This window comes from Streptomyces sp. NPDC044984, assembly GCF_040646935.1.
In the GTDB taxonomy this organism is placed as follows: domain Bacteria; phylum Actinomycetota; class Actinomycetes; order Streptomycetales; family Streptomycetaceae; genus Streptomyces.
On the sequence record NZ_JBEZBE010000003.1, the window covers coordinates 114,784 to 132,929 of the forward strand.

The 18,146-nt window shown below is 72.0% G+C and carries 14 protein-coding genes and 1 riboswitch; of the genes, 5 read left to right on the top strand and 9 right to left on the bottom strand.

Going from position 1 to position 18,146, the window contains the following annotated elements:
* The first annotated feature begins 53 nt into the window (after positions 1–53).
* Positions 54–1,304 carry a DUF6236 family protein gene (locus AB0A94_RS04405; protein WP_361738687.1) on the top strand — a complete coding sequence of 417 codons (1,251 nt, stop codon included), beginning with the start codon at positions 54–56 and terminating at the stop codon, positions 1,302–1,304.
* A gap of 202 nt (positions 1,305–1,506) precedes the next feature.
* On the opposite strand, the gene AB0A94_RS04410 is transcribed toward AB0A94_RS04405, so the two are convergent.
* From AB0A94_RS04410 to gcvT, 9 genes are all read right to left on the bottom strand, one after another.
* Positions 1,507–2,610, bottom strand: coding sequence for a hypothetical protein (locus tag AB0A94_RS04410; RefSeq protein WP_361738689.1), 1,104 nt, complete (start codon positions 2,608–2,610; stop codon positions 1,507–1,509).
* A 61-nt stretch (positions 2,611–2,671) separates the two neighbouring features.
* Positions 2,672–3,352: an RES family NAD+ phosphorylase gene (locus tag AB0A94_RS04415; protein ID WP_361738692.1), complete on the bottom strand. Its 681-nt coding sequence runs from the start codon at positions 3,350–3,352 to the stop codon at positions 2,672–2,674.
* On the bottom strand, positions 3,352–4,053 hold the full coding sequence (locus AB0A94_RS04420; protein WP_361738695.1) for a hypothetical protein: 702 nt from the start codon (positions 4,051–4,053) through the stop codon (positions 3,352–3,354). The genes AB0A94_RS04415 and AB0A94_RS04420 overlap by 1 nt, the downstream gene beginning before the upstream one ends.
* A complete protein-coding gene (locus AB0A94_RS04425; RefSeq protein ID WP_361738698.1) occupies positions 4,050–7,451 on the bottom strand; it encodes a CHAT domain-containing protein in 3,402 nt (1,133 codons plus the stop codon). Before AB0A94_RS04425 ends, AB0A94_RS04420 begins: the two co-directional genes overlap by 4 nt.
* Positions 7,452–7,560: 109 nt before the next feature.
* On the bottom strand, positions 7,561–8,169 hold the full coding sequence (locus tag AB0A94_RS04430; protein WP_361739181.1) for a hypothetical protein: 609 nt from the start codon (positions 8,167–8,169) through the stop codon (positions 7,561–7,563).
* Positions 8,170–8,541: 372 nt separating this feature from the next.
* Positions 8,542–9,909, bottom strand: coding sequence for an L-serine ammonia-lyase (locus AB0A94_RS04435; protein WP_361738701.1), 1,368 nt, complete (start codon positions 9,907–9,909; stop codon positions 8,542–8,544).
* Positions 9,910–10,076: 167 nt separating this feature from the next.
* A complete protein-coding gene (gene glyA / locus AB0A94_RS04440) occupies positions 10,077–11,336 on the bottom strand; it encodes a serine hydroxymethyltransferase (RefSeq protein ID WP_361738704.1) in 1,260 nt (419 codons plus the stop codon).
* A gap of 15 nt (positions 11,337–11,351) precedes the next feature.
* Positions 11,352–11,729: a glycine cleavage system protein GcvH gene (gene gcvH, locus AB0A94_RS04445; RefSeq protein WP_217136820.1), complete on the bottom strand. Its 378-nt coding sequence runs from the start codon at positions 11,727–11,729 to the stop codon at positions 11,352–11,354.
* Positions 11,730–11,844: 115 nt separating this feature from the next.
* Positions 11,845–12,963, bottom strand: a complete 1,119-nt coding sequence (gene gcvT, locus AB0A94_RS04450; RefSeq protein WP_361738707.1) for a glycine cleavage system aminomethyltransferase GcvT — start codon at positions 12,961–12,963, stop codon at positions 11,845–11,847.
* Between the two features lie 169 nt (positions 12,964–13,132).
* Positions 13,133–13,233, bottom strand: a riboswitch (glycine riboswitch).
* A 223-nt stretch (positions 13,234–13,456) separates the two neighbouring features.
* Here gcvT and AB0A94_RS04455 point away from each other — a divergent pair.
* From AB0A94_RS04455 to AB0A94_RS04470, 4 genes are all read left to right on the top strand, one after another.
* A complete protein-coding gene (locus tag AB0A94_RS04455) occupies positions 13,457–14,125 on the top strand; it encodes an AAA family ATPase (RefSeq protein ID WP_361738710.1) in 669 nt (222 codons plus the stop codon).
* Between the two features lie 53 nt (positions 14,126–14,178).
* Positions 14,179–14,958, top strand: coding sequence for an enhanced serine sensitivity protein SseB (locus tag AB0A94_RS04460; RefSeq protein ID WP_361738713.1), 780 nt, complete (start codon positions 14,179–14,181; stop codon positions 14,956–14,958).
* 268 nt (positions 14,959–15,226) lie between these two features.
* Positions 15,227–15,976, top strand: coding sequence for an enhanced serine sensitivity protein SseB C-terminal domain-containing protein (locus tag AB0A94_RS04465; RefSeq protein ID WP_361739183.1), 750 nt, complete (start codon positions 15,227–15,229; stop codon positions 15,974–15,976).
* A 444-nt stretch (positions 15,977–16,420) separates the two neighbouring features.
* Positions 16,421–18,094: an ABC transporter substrate-binding protein gene (locus tag AB0A94_RS04470; RefSeq protein ID WP_361738716.1), complete on the top strand. Its 1,674-nt coding sequence runs from the start codon at positions 16,421–16,423 to the stop codon at positions 18,092–18,094.
* The last annotated feature ends 52 nt before the right edge of the window (positions 18,095–18,146 follow it).

Below are 18,146 nucleotides of genomic sequence, written 5' to 3' on the forward strand. Positions count from 1 at the left end.
ATCATCGGGTGGCGGCCCACAGGGCCCGGGGACTTCCGCGAAGGAGCGTGTCCGTGCAGCGCACCGGCCTGTACTACCCGTACGTCCACTTCCGTGATCCGGCGTGGATCAAAGCCGCCGCGCTGTACCTGCCGGAGATGGCCCGCGTGGTGCCCGAGGGCTTCCGCGTCTCGGACCCGGACCACGTCCGTGTCCTGCGGGACGACCTCGGCTTCGTCCGGGACATCGACCCCGCCGGGGCCGTCGAGGTGGCGTCACGGCAGCTGCTGCGCCTCGTGGACGAGCGCGGTGAGGAGCTGCGGAGCCGCTTCGGTGTCCGCGGCGCCGGCGCCCCGGACGCCGTGGACGTGGTGAACGCCGAACCCGCGCCGCCCGGCGCACCGGCACCCGCGGGCGACCGCACGCGCTTCTCCTCGCTCCGGGGCCGGCCGTTGGCGGGCCTGTACCCGCAGGAGATGTCACCGGAGCTGAGGGAGACCCTGTTCGGTACCGGACTGGCGGTGCGGCGGACGCGCAACGCGGTCAGCCACGGCGCGCACCACGCGTGGGTGGGGACGGACCCGGCGCTCGCCTGGGTCTACAAGTGCGCGCTGACCGCCGAACTCGCGGGCCGCACCGCCTTCCTCCCCGTCACCGACCAGGAGGCCGCCCACACGGCCGTCGACCCCTGGGACGCCGAACGGATGGCGGCGGTCCTCCTGGGCGGTGCCCCCGCCCCGGCCGGAACCGGCGACCTGGCGGGGCGGATCGGGGTGCTGTCGGTGCGGTGCGTGCTCCCCGCCCGGCTCGCCGAGGTGCCCGTCGAGAAGATCGTGGAACTCCGCAGGAAGCACGAGCCGGAGTTCTTCGCCTACCTGGACGCCATCGCCCGGACGGCGGCGGACCTGCGCGAGGAACTGGCCGGCATCCGCAGCGCGCAGGCACTGGACATGTACGTGCGACAGGCGGTGCACAGGGACTTCGAAGTCGAGCTGGTGAAGCTGCGCGAGGCCATGAAGGGCGTCGGCCTCCAGACGATCACCACCTCCGTCAGCACCACGTTCGACACCCCCACCTCGGCGGCCCTGGCGAGCGGACTGATCGGCACGGTCGGCGGCACCGTGGCGGGCAGCGCGGCGGGCATCGTGGCCGGCGTCGGCGCGACAGCCGTGGGCATCCTCGGCGGAGCCCGGAGACAGCGCGACGAAGCACTCGCCGCATCCCCGGTCAGCTTCCTCCTGCGCGTCGAACGCGGGCTGGAACCCACCACCGCGGTACGCCGCATCGGACGCGCCCTGCGACGGAGCGCCGGCGCCGGCGTGTGAGCGGAACGCGCGGGGCGGCGCCCGGCCCCTCAGCACTCGATGCCGTGCACGCTCATCCGGCCGCGGTATGCGGCATCGGCGGAAACTCGCCTTCTGCTTGCCGCAATTGACACTCCGCCGGTGAATCAGAGGCTCCCGGGGTGCGGGCCGCCCAGGGGGAAGGCTCCCCCCAGGCACCCACCTGAGCGACCCGCCCCTCCAGTCAACCGGACCGGCCGGGCGCCGACCGGTCGCGCCCCGGGCGGAGCCCGGCCGGGAGCCGCTCCACCACGCGGGCCGCCTCCGGGGTGTGCACCACGAAGTGCACGTCCCAGCGCGCCCCGCGCGCCAGCTCCGCCTCGACGGCGCTCCATACGGCGGCCGCGCTCACCCGGTACGGAAGCCCGCCGCGCCCGGAGCCGAGCAGCGGGAAGCACACCGAGCGCAGTGGCGGGGCGTAGCGGTCGTGCTCCTCGGCCAGCACCGCGAACGCGCGCGCTGTGGCGCGGGTGATGTCGGCGGGCAGCACGTCGTAGTCGTTGGTGCCGGCCCGGGGTACGGCCACCGCCGCGTGGTAGATCCGCCGTACGCCGTACTCGGCCATGGATCCCGAACCGGTCGCCGCCACCGTGCCCGGGACCACCGGGCGCCCCGCGGTGCCGTGCCGGGCCGCCCACGTGCGCAGCTCGTCGTGGACCGGGTCGTCCAGCAGGTCGCCGGTCACCCCGCGCACGGAGGCCGCCCGGCGCAGCGAGGCGGGTACCGAGGACTTGTACGGCTCGGGCAGCGCGAAGTAGGTGTTGGCCGGGGAGACCACCACATCCACGTCCCGCAGCAGGTCGACGGGGTGGATGTGGAGGGTGAGGCGTACCGTCCGGTCGCCCGCCACGACGTCCACGGACCGGTGGGTGCCGCTCGCCCAGTCGCCCTCACCCGGCTCGTCGCCGCCGCCTTCCACCAGTTCCACGACGTGCTCGGCCACCTGCCCGAGCACCATCACCTCGTGGTGCTTGCGGAAGCGCTCCTCGCTCACCCGGTACACCTCGGCCGCGCGGGCCCGGCGGGAGGACGGCGGCCAGTCCCGGGTGCCCTGGGCCAAGCCCAGGGTGTACTCGGCGGCGGTCCGCAGCGTGCCCGCGTCGAGCCGCTCCACCGCGCGGCGCAGCAGCGCCTCCACGGCGCCCTCGCGGGTGCGCGCGCTGGTCAGGGAGGCCGCGGCCGCCTCCAGGGCGGGCAGCTCGCGGCCGCGCAGTCTCAGTAGCCCCGCCCGCCGGACCGCCTGTAACTCCGCGAGAAGTGACGCATGATCAAGGGAAGGCCGTGGCATGCCCCAACGATGACACCACGTGTCACACGGGGACAAGCGGGCGGCGGGCGGGGTGCCGGGCTCAGGGCCGGTGCAGCGGCTCCTTGATCGCCGAGCGGAGGGGTTCCAGCAACTGGTTGACCTCCTTGATGCCGTCCGGGGAGCCGAGGTCCGGGATGCTGCGGTACGGCAGTGGTTCGAGTGGTCCGCCCGCGCAGTCCGCGAGGCGGTCTCCGAAGAGCACCAGCGCCCGCGTCGACGGGTTGCGTTTCGAATCCCAGATCATCCCCGCGGCTTCCGGTGCCTGGGCCCGGATCTCCCGCGCCCAGCGCCGCGTGTTCCTGTAGTGCTCCTCCCCCTCGTTCTCCAGCAGACGGTTGTCCTGGCAGACGGCGGCGAGGGCTGCTCCGGAGCACAGCGAGACCAGTTTCAGCTCGCACCGGGTCCGCACCCCGTTCAGCGACCTGCCCCGCACCTGGCGCCAGAGGACCAGCCGCTTACCGGTCTCCGGGTCGAAGGGGACCGAGCGCAGCAGTGTCTCGGCGAGCGCGGTTTCCGGGTCCGTGGCCGCGTACAGACACGGGTACGGGTCCTCCGCCGTGCCGTGGAAGCGGCCGGGCGCGCGGTCGTCCGGATCGAACGGCTTGAACTCCTCAGCCGCGTACTGGGACTTGTGCATCCGCCACAGCTGGGTACCGGCCGGCAGCACCTCCCAGTGCGGCCGGAAGCGGAACGCGGAGGGCGACACGGTTGCCTCGTGCATCAGTCCCCCTCCACCAACGCGACGGCCGCGCCCACCAGGTCGCGGTCCGGCCGGACACCCAGGAGCGCGGAGGGTGATCCCCCGCCCAGCCACGCGTTGCCGCTCAGCCACCAGTCGGCGGCTCCCCACGGGTCCGCGTCGGCGAGCAGCACCCGGTTGACCTCCAGGACGACCTCGTACGGCGCCCCGTCCCCCGGCCGGAACTGGAACTCCGGAAAGCGGTCGCCCAGGTCGGGGTCGGCGAGCCGGATCAGCTCGGGCGGTGGCGCCGAACCGCCGTACCGGGCGCGGACCTCGGCGGCTGAGAGGGCGGGCGCCGAGAGCAGTCTGCGCTCGACGGCGGCGATGATGGCCGCGGTGTCGGGGGGTGGTGGCGGATCGGCCGTGAGCCGGGCCAGCAGATGCCGCGTCCGCAGCACGACCGGCCGGCCGGCGGTCGCCGTACCGGCGTACCGGACGGAGTCCAGTGCCTCCCGGACCGGATGGCCGTACGGCAGCGCCACCAGGCAGAGACGCACGGCCTGCAGGGCCCGGCGTACGGCCCTGGAGTCGTCCGGCGGAGTGTCGGCGAGCGCGCGCAGGCGGGTGAGCAGGAGCTGGTACTGCTCGTCGGTCAGCTGGGCGCGGATGCTGTCGAGGTGTTCGTCGATGAGGCCGAGCACCCTCGTCCCGCTGCCCTCACCAGGGGTCATACGGGTCATACGGTCTCCTTCCCCCGTCCGGGGTGGCCCTGATGGATGAACGCGGCCCAGAGGAAGGGACGCTGGAGGTCGGGGCGGCGGATGTCCGGCCGCAGCTGTTCGCTCAGACAGCCCGGATCCTTCCGGTCCGGGTCGAGCATCCACAACTGCGCGGCCCGCAGCGCGTCGACGGGGCTGAGCCCGGCCCGCAGATGGTGGTGGAAAACCGCCATCAGCAGCATCGACGCGCTGTCCCGGACCTTCCACCGCGACCCCACGACATCGCGTGCGCCACCCGAGACGAACGCCGTGGTGAGGGTCAGGGCCTCGTCGTGGTCGCGGGTGCTGAGGTCGGTCTCGCAGGCGCTCAGGACGATCAACGGGCCGTCCTCCTGCTCGGCGGGCTGCGGCCGGTCGAGGAGCCGGGTCACGGTGAGCCGGCCGACCCCCTCGCCGCCGTCGGGGTGCGCGAGGTGCAGCGCCGACTCCGTCGGTCGTACGCCCGCCATGCCGTGCGTGGTCAGATGGACCATCGAGTGGTCCTGGGCGAGCAGGGCCAGCAGCTGGTCGGGTGTGCCGGTCGGTACCGAGCCTTCCGGGAAGGACGCGAAGTCGCCGTACAGCCGCGCCCCCGGATAGAAGGCGTTGCGCAGTTCCAGGACCTCCAGCTCGGCATAGGTCAGCTCGAGGCTCGGGTCGGCCACCATGGCGGGGGCGGAGACCGGATCGCGCGGTGCGCGTCGGATCGTCCGCAGGAACTGGCTGCCCGAGGACGCGTAGCTGATCACCAGGGCCTGGCAGAGGTGGTCGTACGGGGCGCCCGCGGGGAAGCGGGCCGCGTGCCAGGGGACGATGCCGAGGCGGCCGCAGGGGACCAGGACGACCCGGGGCGTACGGCGGTCGGCCGCGTCGCCCGGGAGGTGTTCCTCCAGCCCGGCGAGGACATGGACGAACACCTCGTACGCCCAGTCGCACAGGCCGGACAGGGCCTCCTCCCAGGCCCGTTCCGCCTGCACGTCGACGTGGTTCGGGTCGCTGGAGCGGGCATTGGCCGCGTCCAGGTACCGCTCCAGAGGACCGGCGGCCGCTTCGGAGAGCACGGGCAGCGCGCCCACCCCGATGCCGATCTCGGGGCCTATGGCCAGCACCATGCCGGGGGCATCGCCGTCGCTGCCGGGGACCAGGTAGATCAGCGCGTCCGCGCCGGCCTCGCCCACGCCGTCCGCCAGTTCGCGTGGGGTGGGGGTGCTGAGCAGGCCTCCCCGCTCCCGGTAACCCAGGGCCTCCAGGGCCTGCCGGCGCAGGGTGCTGGGCAGCTCGGCGGGCAGCTCGGTGCTGTCGGTGGCGCCGGACTCCCGCCAGGCGGCGGCCAGTTCGGGGCGTCCGCGTTCCTCCAGCAGGTCCGGTACGGCCCGGGAGGTGGCCGCCGCCTGCAGCACCAGCGCCCGGCCCAGCTCCAGGGCGGCGACCGCGTCGTCCACCCTCTCGTGCGCGGCGGCCCACAGGGCGGCCCGTACGCCGAGGGAGGCGCCGTTGCGTGCGGTCGTCAGGCGGTGTTCGGCGCCGTGCTGGAGGAGCACGTCGGCGGCGAGGGTGGCCAGGGCCTCGTTCGCCGCGTCGGTGGCGGCGTCCGCGTCGGACTCACGCTGCTCCCGGTGCCAGCGGGCGCGGTAGGACTCGGCGAGCGACCACAGGGACGCGGCGGCGACGCGCGGCGCCCGGCCCTGCCGGATGTGCTCGCGGAGCCGTTCCAGCGTGTCGATGCCGGCCTCGAGGTCCGCCGGGTCCCCGGTGAGGCCGTAGCGCATGCCGAGGCGGTTCGCGGCGGAGTGCAGCTGGTCGGCGGGGGCGTCGGGCGGGGGCACCTCGCGGTCCGGGAGGTGCGTCGTGTCGTCGGTGAGGTAGGAACGCAGGGCCGCGAGGTCGGGGATCACGGCCGCGAGTTCCTGGTCCCCGATCGGGAGGCTGCTGTTCCCCGCGGCCGTCCTGGCGGCCTCGACGTCCTCGAGACCGCGCAGGAGCAGCTGCCTGTCCAGGGTGAACCGGCCGAGCATGAGGCGGGCCATGGAGCGGGTGGTGAGGGCCACGTGGCGGAAGAGGTGGTCCTCGGGGACGGCGTCGGCCAGGGCCTCGGCCTTGGGCAGGAGGGCGCGAAGCCCCTCCACGTCCTCGGCCTGCCCTGCGGTACGGACGTCGGTGATCAGGCTCATCACCTCCGCCATGATCGCGAAGCCGTCGGCCATGGGGATCGCGCTTTCCGACTTGCGCCGCAGATAGTCGGTGATCGTCCGGGCCTGCGCGAGACCGAGTGCCTGGTCCTGAAGCGTGCCGCCGGCGCCGTCGCTCACGTTGAGCAGCATCGCCATCAGACCTTCGAGAGCGCCTTTGTCCACCATGCCGTCCGGCAGCCCGTCCAGCGCCTCGCGCAGCCGCCCGAGCTGCTGATCGAGGGCGGCGGGGTCGCCGCCGCCGACGTGGTTCACGAAGTCCACGGACGTGGTGTTGACGGCCTGCAAGGCGGTGAGGAGCCGGCGGAAGTCGTCGGGGGTGCGGGGCGTGGCCGGGGCGTCGGCGTCGGTGGGGGGCGCGTCCGAGCGGTCGGAAGTGCCGGCGGCGGCCTTGCCGGAGGGGACCGGGTCGACGCGCGGGTCACTCGTGTCCGAGCCGGTACCCGGCGCCGTGTGCGAGCCGGTACCCGGTCCCTTGCCCGAGCCGCTCCGCCGGCCCGCGCCACCACCCATTGTCGCCAGCCAGCTCGTCATCATCTGCCGCAGCTGATCGGTCCCCGGAAAACCGTCGTCGGGTATGAGGCTCGTGAACAGGTCGGTGATCCCGGCGGCCGAGGGACGGGCGTACAGGTCGCGCACCTGGCGCAGGTGCCTCAAGCTCTCCGGCGGCAGCGGGAGCTCGGCCGCGTCGGTCACCAGCTCCTGCAGCTCGGCCGCGAAGGCGGCCATCCCGCTCGGTCCCTCCCGCATGATCATGTCGAACACGGCGGTCGCGTCCGGCTCCGGCGAGAGTCCGCCCAGCATCTCCTGCAACGGCATCGCGTGCGTCAGCAGGAACAGCGCGGCCCACCGCCGGTCCTCGGCGGAGGCCGCGGCTCCGGTGCTTGTCGCCGGGTCCCGTACGTCCCGCAGCAGAGCGTGCGCCCGCTCCCGGTCCTCGGGCGTCCCGCCCCCGGCGGCGTGGCGCAGGGTGAGGGCACCGCCGAGCCATGAGATCACTGAGCTGCGCAGCTGTGGATCGTGGTCCAACAGGCGGGAGAGCGCGTCGAGTTCGGTGACCGAGTCGTCATGGGCGCGGGTGGGTCTGACGACCCTGTCCGGCGCGGGCAGCAACGCCTTCGCCCGCCCGATGGCCTCGCCGGCCCAGGCCCGCAACGCCTGGACACCACCGGTCTCCTCTTCTTCCCCCACCGGCACTCCTCACGTCCCGAGGACTTCGACAGACCGTCCCGGTCTCCATGATGACGAGATCTCCGTCACCACGACGCCCGATCACCGAGCTTTCCCGGCCCACACCCGATCAACGCCCGGAACTCGCCCGGGATGCGCCCCGATGAGTTCGGGGGCGGTGCGGACCGGGGTCGGACGGGGCCGGCAGGGAGACCCCCGAAGCCCCCAGATCCGCCCGCATCCCGCGCCGCAGTTTCCGCAGCCGTTCCCACAGCGCGTCGATCTCCCCCTGAGCGGCGTCGAGTGAGTCGCCCGGGCGGGGGACACCGTCGTCCAGGCGCCGTAGCCGGCCGTAGACGATGCCGAGCGCGTGGGTGACCTCGCCGGCCAGGGCGAGTACGGGGTCGGGCAGCCGCATCTGGGCCTCCGCATACACGTCCCGGTGCAGATCCCGGGCCTCGGTGAGGCGCTGCCGCACCGCGCGCGGATCCTCCGTGCGGATCAGGGCGTGCAACTGGTCGGTGAGGGCGGCCAGATACTGCCGGGAGGCGGTGTTGAGGGCGACGTAACAGGCACGCCGCTCCTCGACCTCCCGTGCCCGTGCCTGTGCTCGCTCGGCCCGCTCCTGCTCGTGCCGCCGGCCGCGCTCGGCCACACGCTGGGTGAGCAGGGCCGACAGCAAGGTCCCGATCACCCCGACGACCGCCACGATCAGCGCACCCGCACCGTTGACGTCCATCACCCTCACCCCCGTCTCGCCGTACACCTCCAGCAAACCGGTGCCGTATCCCTTTGGGGAACCTCACGACCGAGGGTCACCCGGCTTCCGCCCGGGCCCCGCCCGGGCGGCACCTGCAGTGAGGCTTGACCAGTAGCCCGTGGCTCCTGGTCGGCAGAGACGCGAAAGCCCCGCCTACGGGCAACCGGGGAGCAAGGCGCGGACGAGGCAGCCGACTCGCCGAGTCCTCGATCGTCGTCCTTAACGAGCCGGAGTCAGCCGCGTTTTCGCCAAGTACGGTGTCCAGCGGGTGAATTCCTGCCGAGTGGCGTAACTGCGGTCACGGCGAAGACACAGCCTGAGACACGAACGCGCTGGTCAGGGCCCGTTCCCCTAACACTCGATGATGTTGACCGCCAGCCCGCCCCGGGCCGTCTCCTTGTACTTGACCGACATGTCCGCGCCGGTGTCCTTCATCGTCTTGATGACCTTGTCCAGGGACACCTTGTGCGAGCCGTCGCCGCGCATCGCCATCCGGGCCGCCGTGACCGCCTTCACCGCGGCCATGCCGTTGCGCTCGATGCACGGGATCTGCACCAGGCCGCCGACGGGGTCGCAGGTCAGACCGAGGTTGTGCTCCATGCCGATCTCGGCGGCGTTCTCCACCTGCTCGGGGGAGCCGCCCAGCACCTCCGCGAGGGCACCCGCCGCCATCGAGCAGGCGGAGCCGACCTCGCCCTGGCAGCCGACCTCGGCGCCGGAGATCGAGGCGTTCTCCTTGAAGAGCATGCCGATCGCGCCGGCGGCGAGCAGGAAGCGGACCACGCCCTCCTCGTCGGCACCGGGGACGAAGTTCATGTAGTAGTGCAGGACGGCCGGGATGATCCCCGCCGCGCCGTTCGTCGGCGCCGTGACGACCCGGCCGCCGGCCGCGTTCTCCTCGTTCACGGCCATGGCGTAGAGGGTGATCCACTCCATGGCCAGGGCCTGCGGGTCGCCCTCGGAGCGGAGCTTGCGCGCGGTGTGCGCGGCCCGGCGGCGCACCTTCAGACCGCCCGGCAGGATGCCCTCGCGGGACATGCCGCGGTCGACGCACGCCCGCATCACCCGCCAGATCTCCAGCAGGCCCGCGCGGATCTCCTCCTCGCTCCGCCAGGCGCGCTCGTTCTCCAGCATCAGGGCGGAGATGGACAGGCCGGTCTCCCGCGTCAGGCGCAGCAGCTCGTCACCCGTGCGGAAGGGGTACTTCAGGACCGTGTCGTCCAGCACGATGCGGTCCGCGCCCACCGCCTCCTCGTCGACGACGAAGCCGCCGCCGACCGAGTAGTACGTCTTGGTCAGCAGCTGCGCGCCGGAGGCGTCGTACGCCCACAGGGTCATGCCGTTGGCGTGGTACGGGAGCGCCTTGCGGCGGTGCAGCACCATGTCGTCGTCGAAGGAGAACGCGATCTCGTGCTCGCCGAGCAGCCGGATCCGGCCGCCGTCCTTGATCTTCTCCACCCGCTCGTCGGCCGACTCCACGTCCACCGTGCGCGGCGAGTCGCCCTCCAGGCCGAGCAGCACCGCCTTGGGCGTGCCGTGGCCGTGGCCGGTGGCGCCCAGGGAGCCGTACAGCTCGGCCCGCACCGAGACGACGGAGTCCAGCAGGTCCTCGTTGCGCAGCCGCCGGGCGAACATCCGGGCCGCCCGCATCGGGCCGACCGTGTGCGAACTGGACGGGCCGATGCCGATCGAGAAGAGATCGAAGACCGAGATGGCCACGGGAGGACTCCTAAGGGTTCGGCGGACGACGCTGTCCACCGGGAAGGGGGTGGTTCAGAAGAGCAAGGGTGACGAATCGTTCATGCGGTGCATGGTGCGGGGCACCGCGCCCACTGACCCAGTGTGCGCGATGCCCCTGATGCCCGTATGTATGAAAGCGTACGAAATTACTTCAGACCGGGGTACAGCGGGTGCTTCGCGGCGAGTGCCGTCACCCGGGCCCGGAGCGCCTCCACGTCGAAGGACGGCTTCAGCGCCTCGGCGATCACGTCCGCGACCTCGGCGAAGTCCTCGGCGGTGAAACCGCGGGTGGCCAGGGCGGGCGTGCCGATGCGCAGACCCGAGGTGACCATCGGCGGACGCGGGTCGTTCGGGATCGCGTTGCGGTTGACGGTGATGCCGACCTCGTGGAGCCGGTCCTCGGCCTGCTGTCCGTCCAGCTCCGAGTCGCGCAGGTCGACCAGGACCAGGTGCACGTCCGTGCCGCCGGACAGCACGTCCACGCCCACGGCCCTGACGTCGTCCTTGACCAGGCGCTCGGCCAGGATGCGGGCGCCCTCCAGGGTACGGCGCTGGCGCTCCTTGAAGTCCTCGGAGGCGCACACCTTGAAGGCGACCGCCTTGGCGGCGATCACGTGCTCCAGCGGGCCGCCCTGCTGACCCGGGAAGACCGCGGAGTTGATCTTCTTGGCCAGCTCGGCCGTGGAGAGGATCACACCGCCGCGCGGGCCGCCGAGGGTCTTGTGCGTGGTCGTCGTCACGACGTGGGCGTGCGGCACCGGGTTCGGGTGCAGGCCCGCGGCGACCAGACCGGCGAAGTGCGCCATGTCGACCATGAGGTACGCGCCGACCTCGTCCGCGATCCGGCGGAACGCGGCGAAGTCCAGCTGACGCGGGTACGCCGACCAGCCGGCGACGATCAGCTTCGGCTTCTTCTCCTTGGCGAGGCGCTCGACCTCGGCCATGTCGACCTGGCCGTCGTCGCCGACGTGGTAGGCGACCACGTCGTAGAGCTTGCCGGAGAAGTTGATCTTCATGCCGTGGGTCAGGTGCCCGCCGTGCGCGAGGTTCAGGCCCATGATCGTGTCGCCGGGCTTGAGCAGCGCGAACATCGCGGCGGCGTTGGCCTGCGCGCCCGAGTGCGGCTGCACGTTGGCGTGCTCGGCGCCGAAGAGCTCCTTGACCCGGTCGATGGCGATCTGCTCGATCACGTCGACGTGCTCGCAGCCGCCGTAGTAGCGGCGGCCGGGGTAGCCCTCGGCGTACTTGTTGGTGAGGACCGAGCCCTGGGCCTCCATGACCGCGACCGGGGCGAAGTTCTCCGAGGCGATCATCTCGAGGGTGGACTGCTGGCGGTGCAGCTCGGCGTCGACCGCGGCGGCCACGGCGGGGTCGAGCTCGTGCAGGGGCGTGTTCAGAACGGACATGCGGCTACGGACTCCTCAGCCGGCGATTTCGGCGTCGTACTCGGCGGCGGAGAGCAGGTCGGCCGGCTCGTCGGTGACCCGCACCTTGAACAGCCAGCCGCCCTCGAAGGGTGCGGAGTTCACCAGCGAGGGGTCGTTCACGACGTCCTCGTTCACCTCGGTGATCTCACCGCTGACCGGGGAGTACAGGTCGCTGACCGACTTGGTGGACTCCAGCTCGCCGCAGGTCTCGCCCGCGGTCACGCTGTCACCGACCTCGGGGAGCTGGACGAAGACCACGTCGCCGAGCGCGTTGGCCGCGTGCTCCGTGATGCCGACCGTCGACACGCCGTCCTCGGCGGCCGACAGCCACTCGTGCTCCTTGCTGTAACGCAGCTGCGTGGGGTTGCTCATGGTCTGGATTCTCCTGTACGGGGGGACTGCTGATGACTGAGGGGACTGCGTGCGGCGCGCCGGTGAGCAGGCACGACGTGCTCACCGGTGCGTGTGGAAGCCGTCTGCGACGGTGTCACTTCCGCCGCTTGTAGAACGGCAGCGCCACGACCTCGTACGGCTCGTGGCTGCCGCGGACGTCCACGCCGACGCCCTCGGTGCCGGGCGCCGCGTGCGCCGCGTCGACGTACGCCATCGCGATCGGCTTGCCCAGCGTGGGGGAGGGCGCGCCGGAGGTGACCTCGCCGATCACCTCGCCGCCGGCCACGACCGCGTACCCGGCGCGCGGGACCCGGCGGCCCTCGGCGACCAGGCCGACCAGGACGCGCGGCGGGTTCTGCCCGGCGCGGGCGGCGGCCTCGGCCAGCGCGGCGCGGCCCACGAAGTCGCCCTCCTTCTCGAACTTCACCACCCGGCCGAGACCGGCGTCGAAGGGCGTGAGGCCGGTGGTGAGCTCGTGCCCGTACAGCGGCATGCCGGCCTCCAGGCGGAGCGTGTCCCGGCAGGACAGCCCGCAGGGGACCAGGCCGGCGCCCTCGCCCGCCTTGGTCAGCGCCTGCCACAGCTCGACCGCGTGCTCGGGCCTCACGAACAGCTCGAAGCCGTCCTCGCCGGTGTAGCCGGTACGGGCGATGAGCGCGGGCACACCGGCGACCGTGCCGGGCAGACCGGCGTAGTACTTCAGGCCGTCCAGGTCGGCGTCGGTGAGCGACGCGAGGATCCCCGGGGACTCGGGACCCTGCACGGCCAGCAGCGCGTACGCGTCGCGGTCGTCGCGGACCTCGGCGTCGAAGCCGGCCGAGCGCTCGACGAGCGCGTCGAGCACCGTCTGCGCGTTGGAGGCGTTGGCGACCACCAGGTACTCGGTGTCGTCCAGCCGGTAGACGATCAGGTCGTCCAGGATGCCGCCGTCCTCGCGGCAGATCATGGTGTAGCGGGCGCGGCCGGGCCTGACGCCCCCGATGTCGCCGACCAGGGCGTGGTCGAGGAGCGCGGCGGCCTCCGGGCCGGTGACGGTGATCTCGCCCATGTGCGAGAGGTCGAACAGGCCGGCCCTCGTGCGCACGGCGTTGTGCTCGTCGCGCTCGGAGCCGTAGCGCAGGGGCATGTCCCAGCCGGCGAAGTCGGTCATCGTCGCGCCGAGCGAACGGTGCAGGGCGTCGAGCGCGGTCCGACGGGGTTCGGTACTGCTCATCGGTCGGTCTCCCAAGGCATGACAGGCGAGGTCGTTTCCTCCCCATCTGTCATCGGAACCTGAGAGGTTCGCCATGACCGCCCACGCAGGGGGCGTCCTGGCTTGCACCTTGGGTGGAGCCACCGGAGCACTGCTGGATGTCCTTCGGCGGCCCGCTTTTCAGATGTGCCTCGCCCGCGCGGTAACGGGGCCTGAGAGATTCAAGGGAGGGACTTGCTCCTTCGGCGCCCCGGCGGCAAACGGTGCCGGGGACTCTCCCGCGCGGATTCAAACGGCCGGTATGCAGTTGGCGCGCACATCATTGCACGCATCGCGGGGCCGCGGCAGGGGGACCCTTCACAGGGGGTGCACAGGGTGTGCGGGCGCCGTCACGGAGGGCCGTGACACGCCTGTTTCGAGAAACGGACGGAAACGACAGACATCCGGCATTACCTTCTCTTTACACTCGGCGGGGATCGGTACTCGTACCCGGCCCCAGGGGAGGACGATCACGGTGAACAGGACCACGGCGTGCGCCACCACCACGGGCGTCGCGCTGCCCCAGCAGCCGGCCGCCCGGGCCCGGGGGGCCCGCGGCGCGCTGCCGGCGCCCGTCGTCCGCGATCTGCGCGCGCGGGCCGGCCGCAGCCCGCGCGCCCTGCTCTTCGGGCCCCGGGACCTCGTCGTGGTCACCGGGCTGCCCGGCAGCGGCAAGTCCACGCTGATGCGGCGCACGGTGCGCGGCACCCGCGTCGACTCCCAGGACACCCGGGACCGCTGGGACCGCCGCATGCCGCGCCTGCTGCCGTACGCGATGTACCGCCCGCTGGTCCGCCTCGCCCACTACGCCGGGCTGCGCCGCGTGCTGCGCGCCGGCGGACCGGCCGTCGTGCACGACTGCGGTACGCAGGCCTGGGTGCGCCGCTGGCTGGCCCGCGAGGCCCGCCGCCGGGGCGCGAGCCTGCACCTGCTGCTGCTCGACGTCACCCCGCAGCAGGCCCTGGCTGGCCAGCGCGAACGCGGGCGCGGCGTCTCGCGCTACGCGTTCCTGCGGCACCGCGCGGCGAGCGAGCGGCTGCTGCGCGCGGTGGAGCGGGGCGCACTGCCGGCGGGCTGCGGTTCGGCGGTCCTGATCGACCGGGACGCGGCGGACGCGCTGCACCGGGTCGGCTTCACGGGCTGACCGGATAGCCTTTCCAGCCACAGCAGTGGCTTCAGGCAGCAGGCGGTAGGCAGATGGACTTCCCGGCGGACTTCCCGGCACAGGCGCACCCCCACCCGCACGGCGGATGGCCCGGCAACGAGCTGGAGGAGGTGCTCTCCGCCTCCCTGGGCGTCCCCTCGGCGGGCGGCAGGATCATCGAGGTGCTGGGCCGCAGCTTCGTCTGGGTACCGCTGCCGAACGGCGGCGGCCCGGACAGCGGCCCGCTGGACCTGCCCACCCTGGAGATCGACGGCCAGGCCTACGTCCCCGTCTTCAGCTCCGAGGAGCAGTTCCGCCAGGTCGTCGGCCCTCACCTGTCGTACACGGTCGCGCCCGCCGTGGAGTTCGCCCGCGGCCTGCCGCCGCAGGCCGGGATCGCGGTGAACCCCGGCGGCGTGGTCGGCATCCCGCTGCCGCCGCCGGCCGTCGCCGAACTGTGCCGGGCCGGACGCACCCTGCTGGACGGCCCGGCGGCAGGCGGCCGGGTCCGGCTGTTCGAGCCCGACTGGCAGGACGACCCGCTGGACTTCCTCGCCGCCGCCTCGGCGGAGTTCGACTCCATCGGCGTGGTGACCACCGCCCGCCGCTGCCTCGCCGCGATCGAGACGGCCGACCCGGTCCTCTTCGTCGGCGTGGAGCTCTCCCGGTGGGAGGGCGACGCCCGCACCCTCCCCCTGAACGCCCTGGGCCGGGCCCTCGGCCGGGCCCCCGCCCCCTGGCCGGTCAACCTCATCGTCCTGGACATCGCCCAGGACCCGGTCGGCGACTGGCTCCGCACCAAGGTCAGCCCCTTCTATCAGCGCGCGCTGTAACCCCCGGGGGCGCGGGGCTGTAGCGATGTGCGGCTCCGCCGCGCGGGCGCGACCAACCCCCTAGGGGCGCGGGGAACTGCGCGAACAACCACAACGCACCCGCACCCGCCGGACGACGCGCGGCCCCGAGCTCTTCCGCGAGTTCTCCGCAATGCAGCCAGGCAGCCCGCCGCACGGCGTCGGCTTAAGCTAGGTCCATCCGCTGGCGAGGTACGGAGGGGCGATACAAGTGAGCGCTGGCACCGCGGCGGCCGGGCAGGTCGAGCACATGCTGCGCCAGGTGACGCCCGGGCGTTACGACGCGTACGAGGCGTTGCTGCGCGCTCTCGCGACCCCCGCATCCGGCCAGGTCTGGATGCTGCTCTGGCACGGCCAGGCCGGCTCCCCGGACGCCCAGTACGGAAACATGGAGGTCGACGGCTTCGGCTACGCGCCCTGCGTCACCTCCGCCCAGGAGCTGTCCGCCAGCGGCTGGAACCGGTCGTACGAGGTGGTCGACGGCCTCGAGGTGGCCCGCGCGCTCTACCCCGACCACTACGGGCTCTGGCTCAATCCGCACGCCCCCGGCGGCGGCGTCGGCATCCCCTGGCTGGACCTGCGCCGGATCGCCGGCGGCCTGGACCACCGGCCCGCCGGACCGCTGCGGCTGTCCGAACCGGCCATCGAGATCCCTCAGTTCTACGCCCTCCTCGCGCAGAACGCCCACCGCACCCCGGCCGTCCGCTCCCTGCGCCGCGCCTGGGTGCAGCCCGCGCTGGGCGCCCCGTACCTCGCCATCGGCCTGGACGTGTACGACGCCTCCCCGCCCGCCGTGGACGCCGTACGCGCGATGATGCAGCAGTCCCTCGGCGCGGTCCCGGACGGACTGCCCGTGTCGACCGTCGCGATGTCCGACGAGCACGACCCGGTCGCGATGTGGCTGCGCGCCAACTCCCGCCCGTTCTACGACCGCGAGGCCCACGGTGCCGCGGCGCCCCCCGCCGCGGCCTACGGCTATCCGCCGGCGCACCGGGGCTGAACCGGCCCGCGCATCGGGGCTGAATCGCCCGCGCACTGAGGCTGACCGGCCCGGACGTCGGCGTGCTGACGGGGTGTCACCGTCCACGAAGTGGACAGGCGCGCGGGCCGGAACCGGCGCGTCCGCTCGGCCCGTCGCGTACCGCTGCCTTCGCGCCAGATTTTCGGCCATGCGCGCTTAGCGACAGCCTGTTGACCGCCTGTCACCTGCGGTTTCACCCGTTCTTCACGCCGTCCGGCGCCACCTGGGCAACCGTCGGAAAGGCACTTCTGTGTCCGGCGGGTTAAATCCTGACGGGGGGACGCCTGAACCGTCCCTTATGTCAACTGTTCAGATCTCAGGTAGGTATCACCGCTATCCGGACTGTTCCTGACACCCTTCGATCGTCTGTAGTGTTCGGCCGGTCAAGATGCATCCACATAGCGGACCCGGAGTGGCCCCAGTATGCGCATATTCAAGTCCCGAGCCGCTCGGGCGATCACGGCCGCGGTGGCGGTCGGTCTGATCGCCACGGGCTGCTCCAGCGAACGGGACGCTGACAACGAAAGCGGCGGCGGCAAGAAGGACACCTTCGTGTTCGCCGGCGCAGGTGACCCGGGTTCCCTGGACCCTGCCCTCGCGAGCGACGGTGAAACCTTCCGCGTGACGCGTCAGGCGTTCGAGGCCCTGCTCGAGCACGAGTCCGGCGGCACCAAGCTGGTCGGTGGCCTCGCCGAGACCTGGTCGAGCAACGACAAGGGCACGGTCTGGACCTTCAACCTCCGCAAGGGCGTGAAGTTCCACGACGGCGAGGCGTTCAACGCCGCGGCGGTCTGCGCCAACTACGACCACTGGTTCAACTGGACGGGCACCTACCAGTCCAGCGCGGTCTCCTACTACTGGCAGACCATCATGGGCGGCTTCGCGAAGAACGAGGACAAGGAGACGCCCGAGGCGAACTACAAGTCCTGCACCGCGAAGGACGAGAACACCGCCGTCATCGAGGTCAAGAAGCCCTCCGCCAACCTCCCCGGCGGCTTCTCCCTCCAGGCCCTGGCGATCCACTCGCCGAAGGCCCTCAAGGAGTACGCGAAGGAGGAGGCGACCGCCAAGGGCGACGCCATCACGTACCCCAAGTACAGCCAGGAGGCCGGCACGGTCGCCGGTACCGGCCCGTACAAGATCACGAAGTGGAACAAGGGCAACAAGGAAGTCACCCTTGAGCGCTTCGACGACTACTGGGGCGACAAGGCCAAGATCAAGAACCTGGTCTTCCGCACCATCGACACCGAAGAGGGCCGCCGCCAGGCGCTCCAGGCCGGTGACATCGACGGCTACGACCTCGTCGCCCCGGCCGACGTCAAGACCCTCGAGGACGAGGGCTACGTCGTCCCGACCCGTGGCGTCTTCAACCTCTTCTACGTGGGCATGAGCCAGGGGGCCAACAAGGCCCTCAAGAAGAAGGAAGTCCGCCAGGCGATCGCTCAGGCGATCGACAAGGAGAACCTGGTCAAGACCCAGCTGCCCGAGGGCGGCAAGGTCGCCGACCAGTTCGTGCCGGACACCATCGCGGGCTACTCCAAGAACGTCAAGAAGTACCCGTACGACACCGCGGCGGCCAAGTCGCTCCTCAAGAAGGCCGGTGAGGAGAAGCTCAAGGTCGAGTTCTGCTACCCGACCGAGGTCACCCGCCCGTACATGCCTGCCCCGCAGGACCTGTTCGAGCTGATGAAGGCCGACCTGGAGAAGGCCGGCATCACCGTCACGCCGAAGGCCATGAAGTGGGCCCCGGACTACCTCGACGCCACCGAGGCGGGCTCCTGCGACCTGCACATGCTCGGCTGGACCGGTGACTTCAACGACGGCTACAACTTCATCGGCACCTGGTTCGCCGGGTACGACAAGCAGTGGGGCTTCAAGGACAAGAAGGTCTTCGACGCCGTGAACGCCGGCTCGAAGCTGGGCAAGGCCGAGGAGCGCGTCGCCGCGTACCAGAAGGCCAACGAGGCCATCATGGAGTACCTCCCGGGTGTTCCGGTCTCGTCCTCCCCGCCGGCCATCGCCTTCGCCAAGAACGTGAACCCGCCGAACGTCTCCCCGCTGACGCAGGAAGTCTTCGCCGAGACGTCCTTCAAGTAGGCGAGCAGCGGTAGGAAACCAAAACGGGGGGTCCGCCCGGTCGTCGCAACTC

Coding starts and splice junctions, on each gene's coding strand:
- AB0A94_RS04410 (WP_361738689.1), bottom strand. CDS start 2,610: ATGCCACGGCCTTCCCTTGATCATGCGTCACTTCTCGCGGAGTTACAG.
- AB0A94_RS04430 (WP_361739181.1), bottom strand. CDS start 8,169: ATGGACGTCAACGGTGCGGGTGCGCTGATCGTGGCGGTCGTCGGGGTG.
- AB0A94_RS04465 (WP_361739183.1), top strand. CDS start 15,227: ATGCTGCGCCAGGTGACGCCCGGGCGTTACGACGCGTACGAGGCGTTG.
- glyA (WP_361738704.1), bottom strand. CDS start 11,336: ATGTCCGTTCTGAACACGCCCCTGCACGAGCTCGACCCCGCCGTGGCC.
- AB0A94_RS04460 (WP_361738713.1), top strand. CDS start 14,179: ATGGACTTCCCGGCGGACTTCCCGGCACAGGCGCACCCCCACCCGCAC.
- AB0A94_RS04420 (WP_361738695.1), bottom strand. CDS start 4,053: ATGACCCGTATGACCCCTGGTGAGGGCAGCGGGACGAGGGTGCTCGGC.
- AB0A94_RS04470 (WP_361738716.1), top strand. CDS start 16,421: ATGCGCATATTCAAGTCCCGAGCCGCTCGGGCGATCACGGCCGCGGTG.
- gcvH (WP_217136820.1), bottom strand. CDS start 11,729: ATGAGCAACCCCACGCAGCTGCGTTACAGCAAGGAGCACGAGTGGCTG.
- gcvT (WP_361738707.1), bottom strand. CDS start 12,963: ATGAGCAGTACCGAACCCCGTCGGACCGCGCTCGACGCCCTGCACCGT.
- AB0A94_RS04415 (WP_361738692.1), bottom strand. CDS start 3,352: ATGCACGAGGCAACCGTGTCGCCCTCCGCGTTCCGCTTCCGGCCGCAC.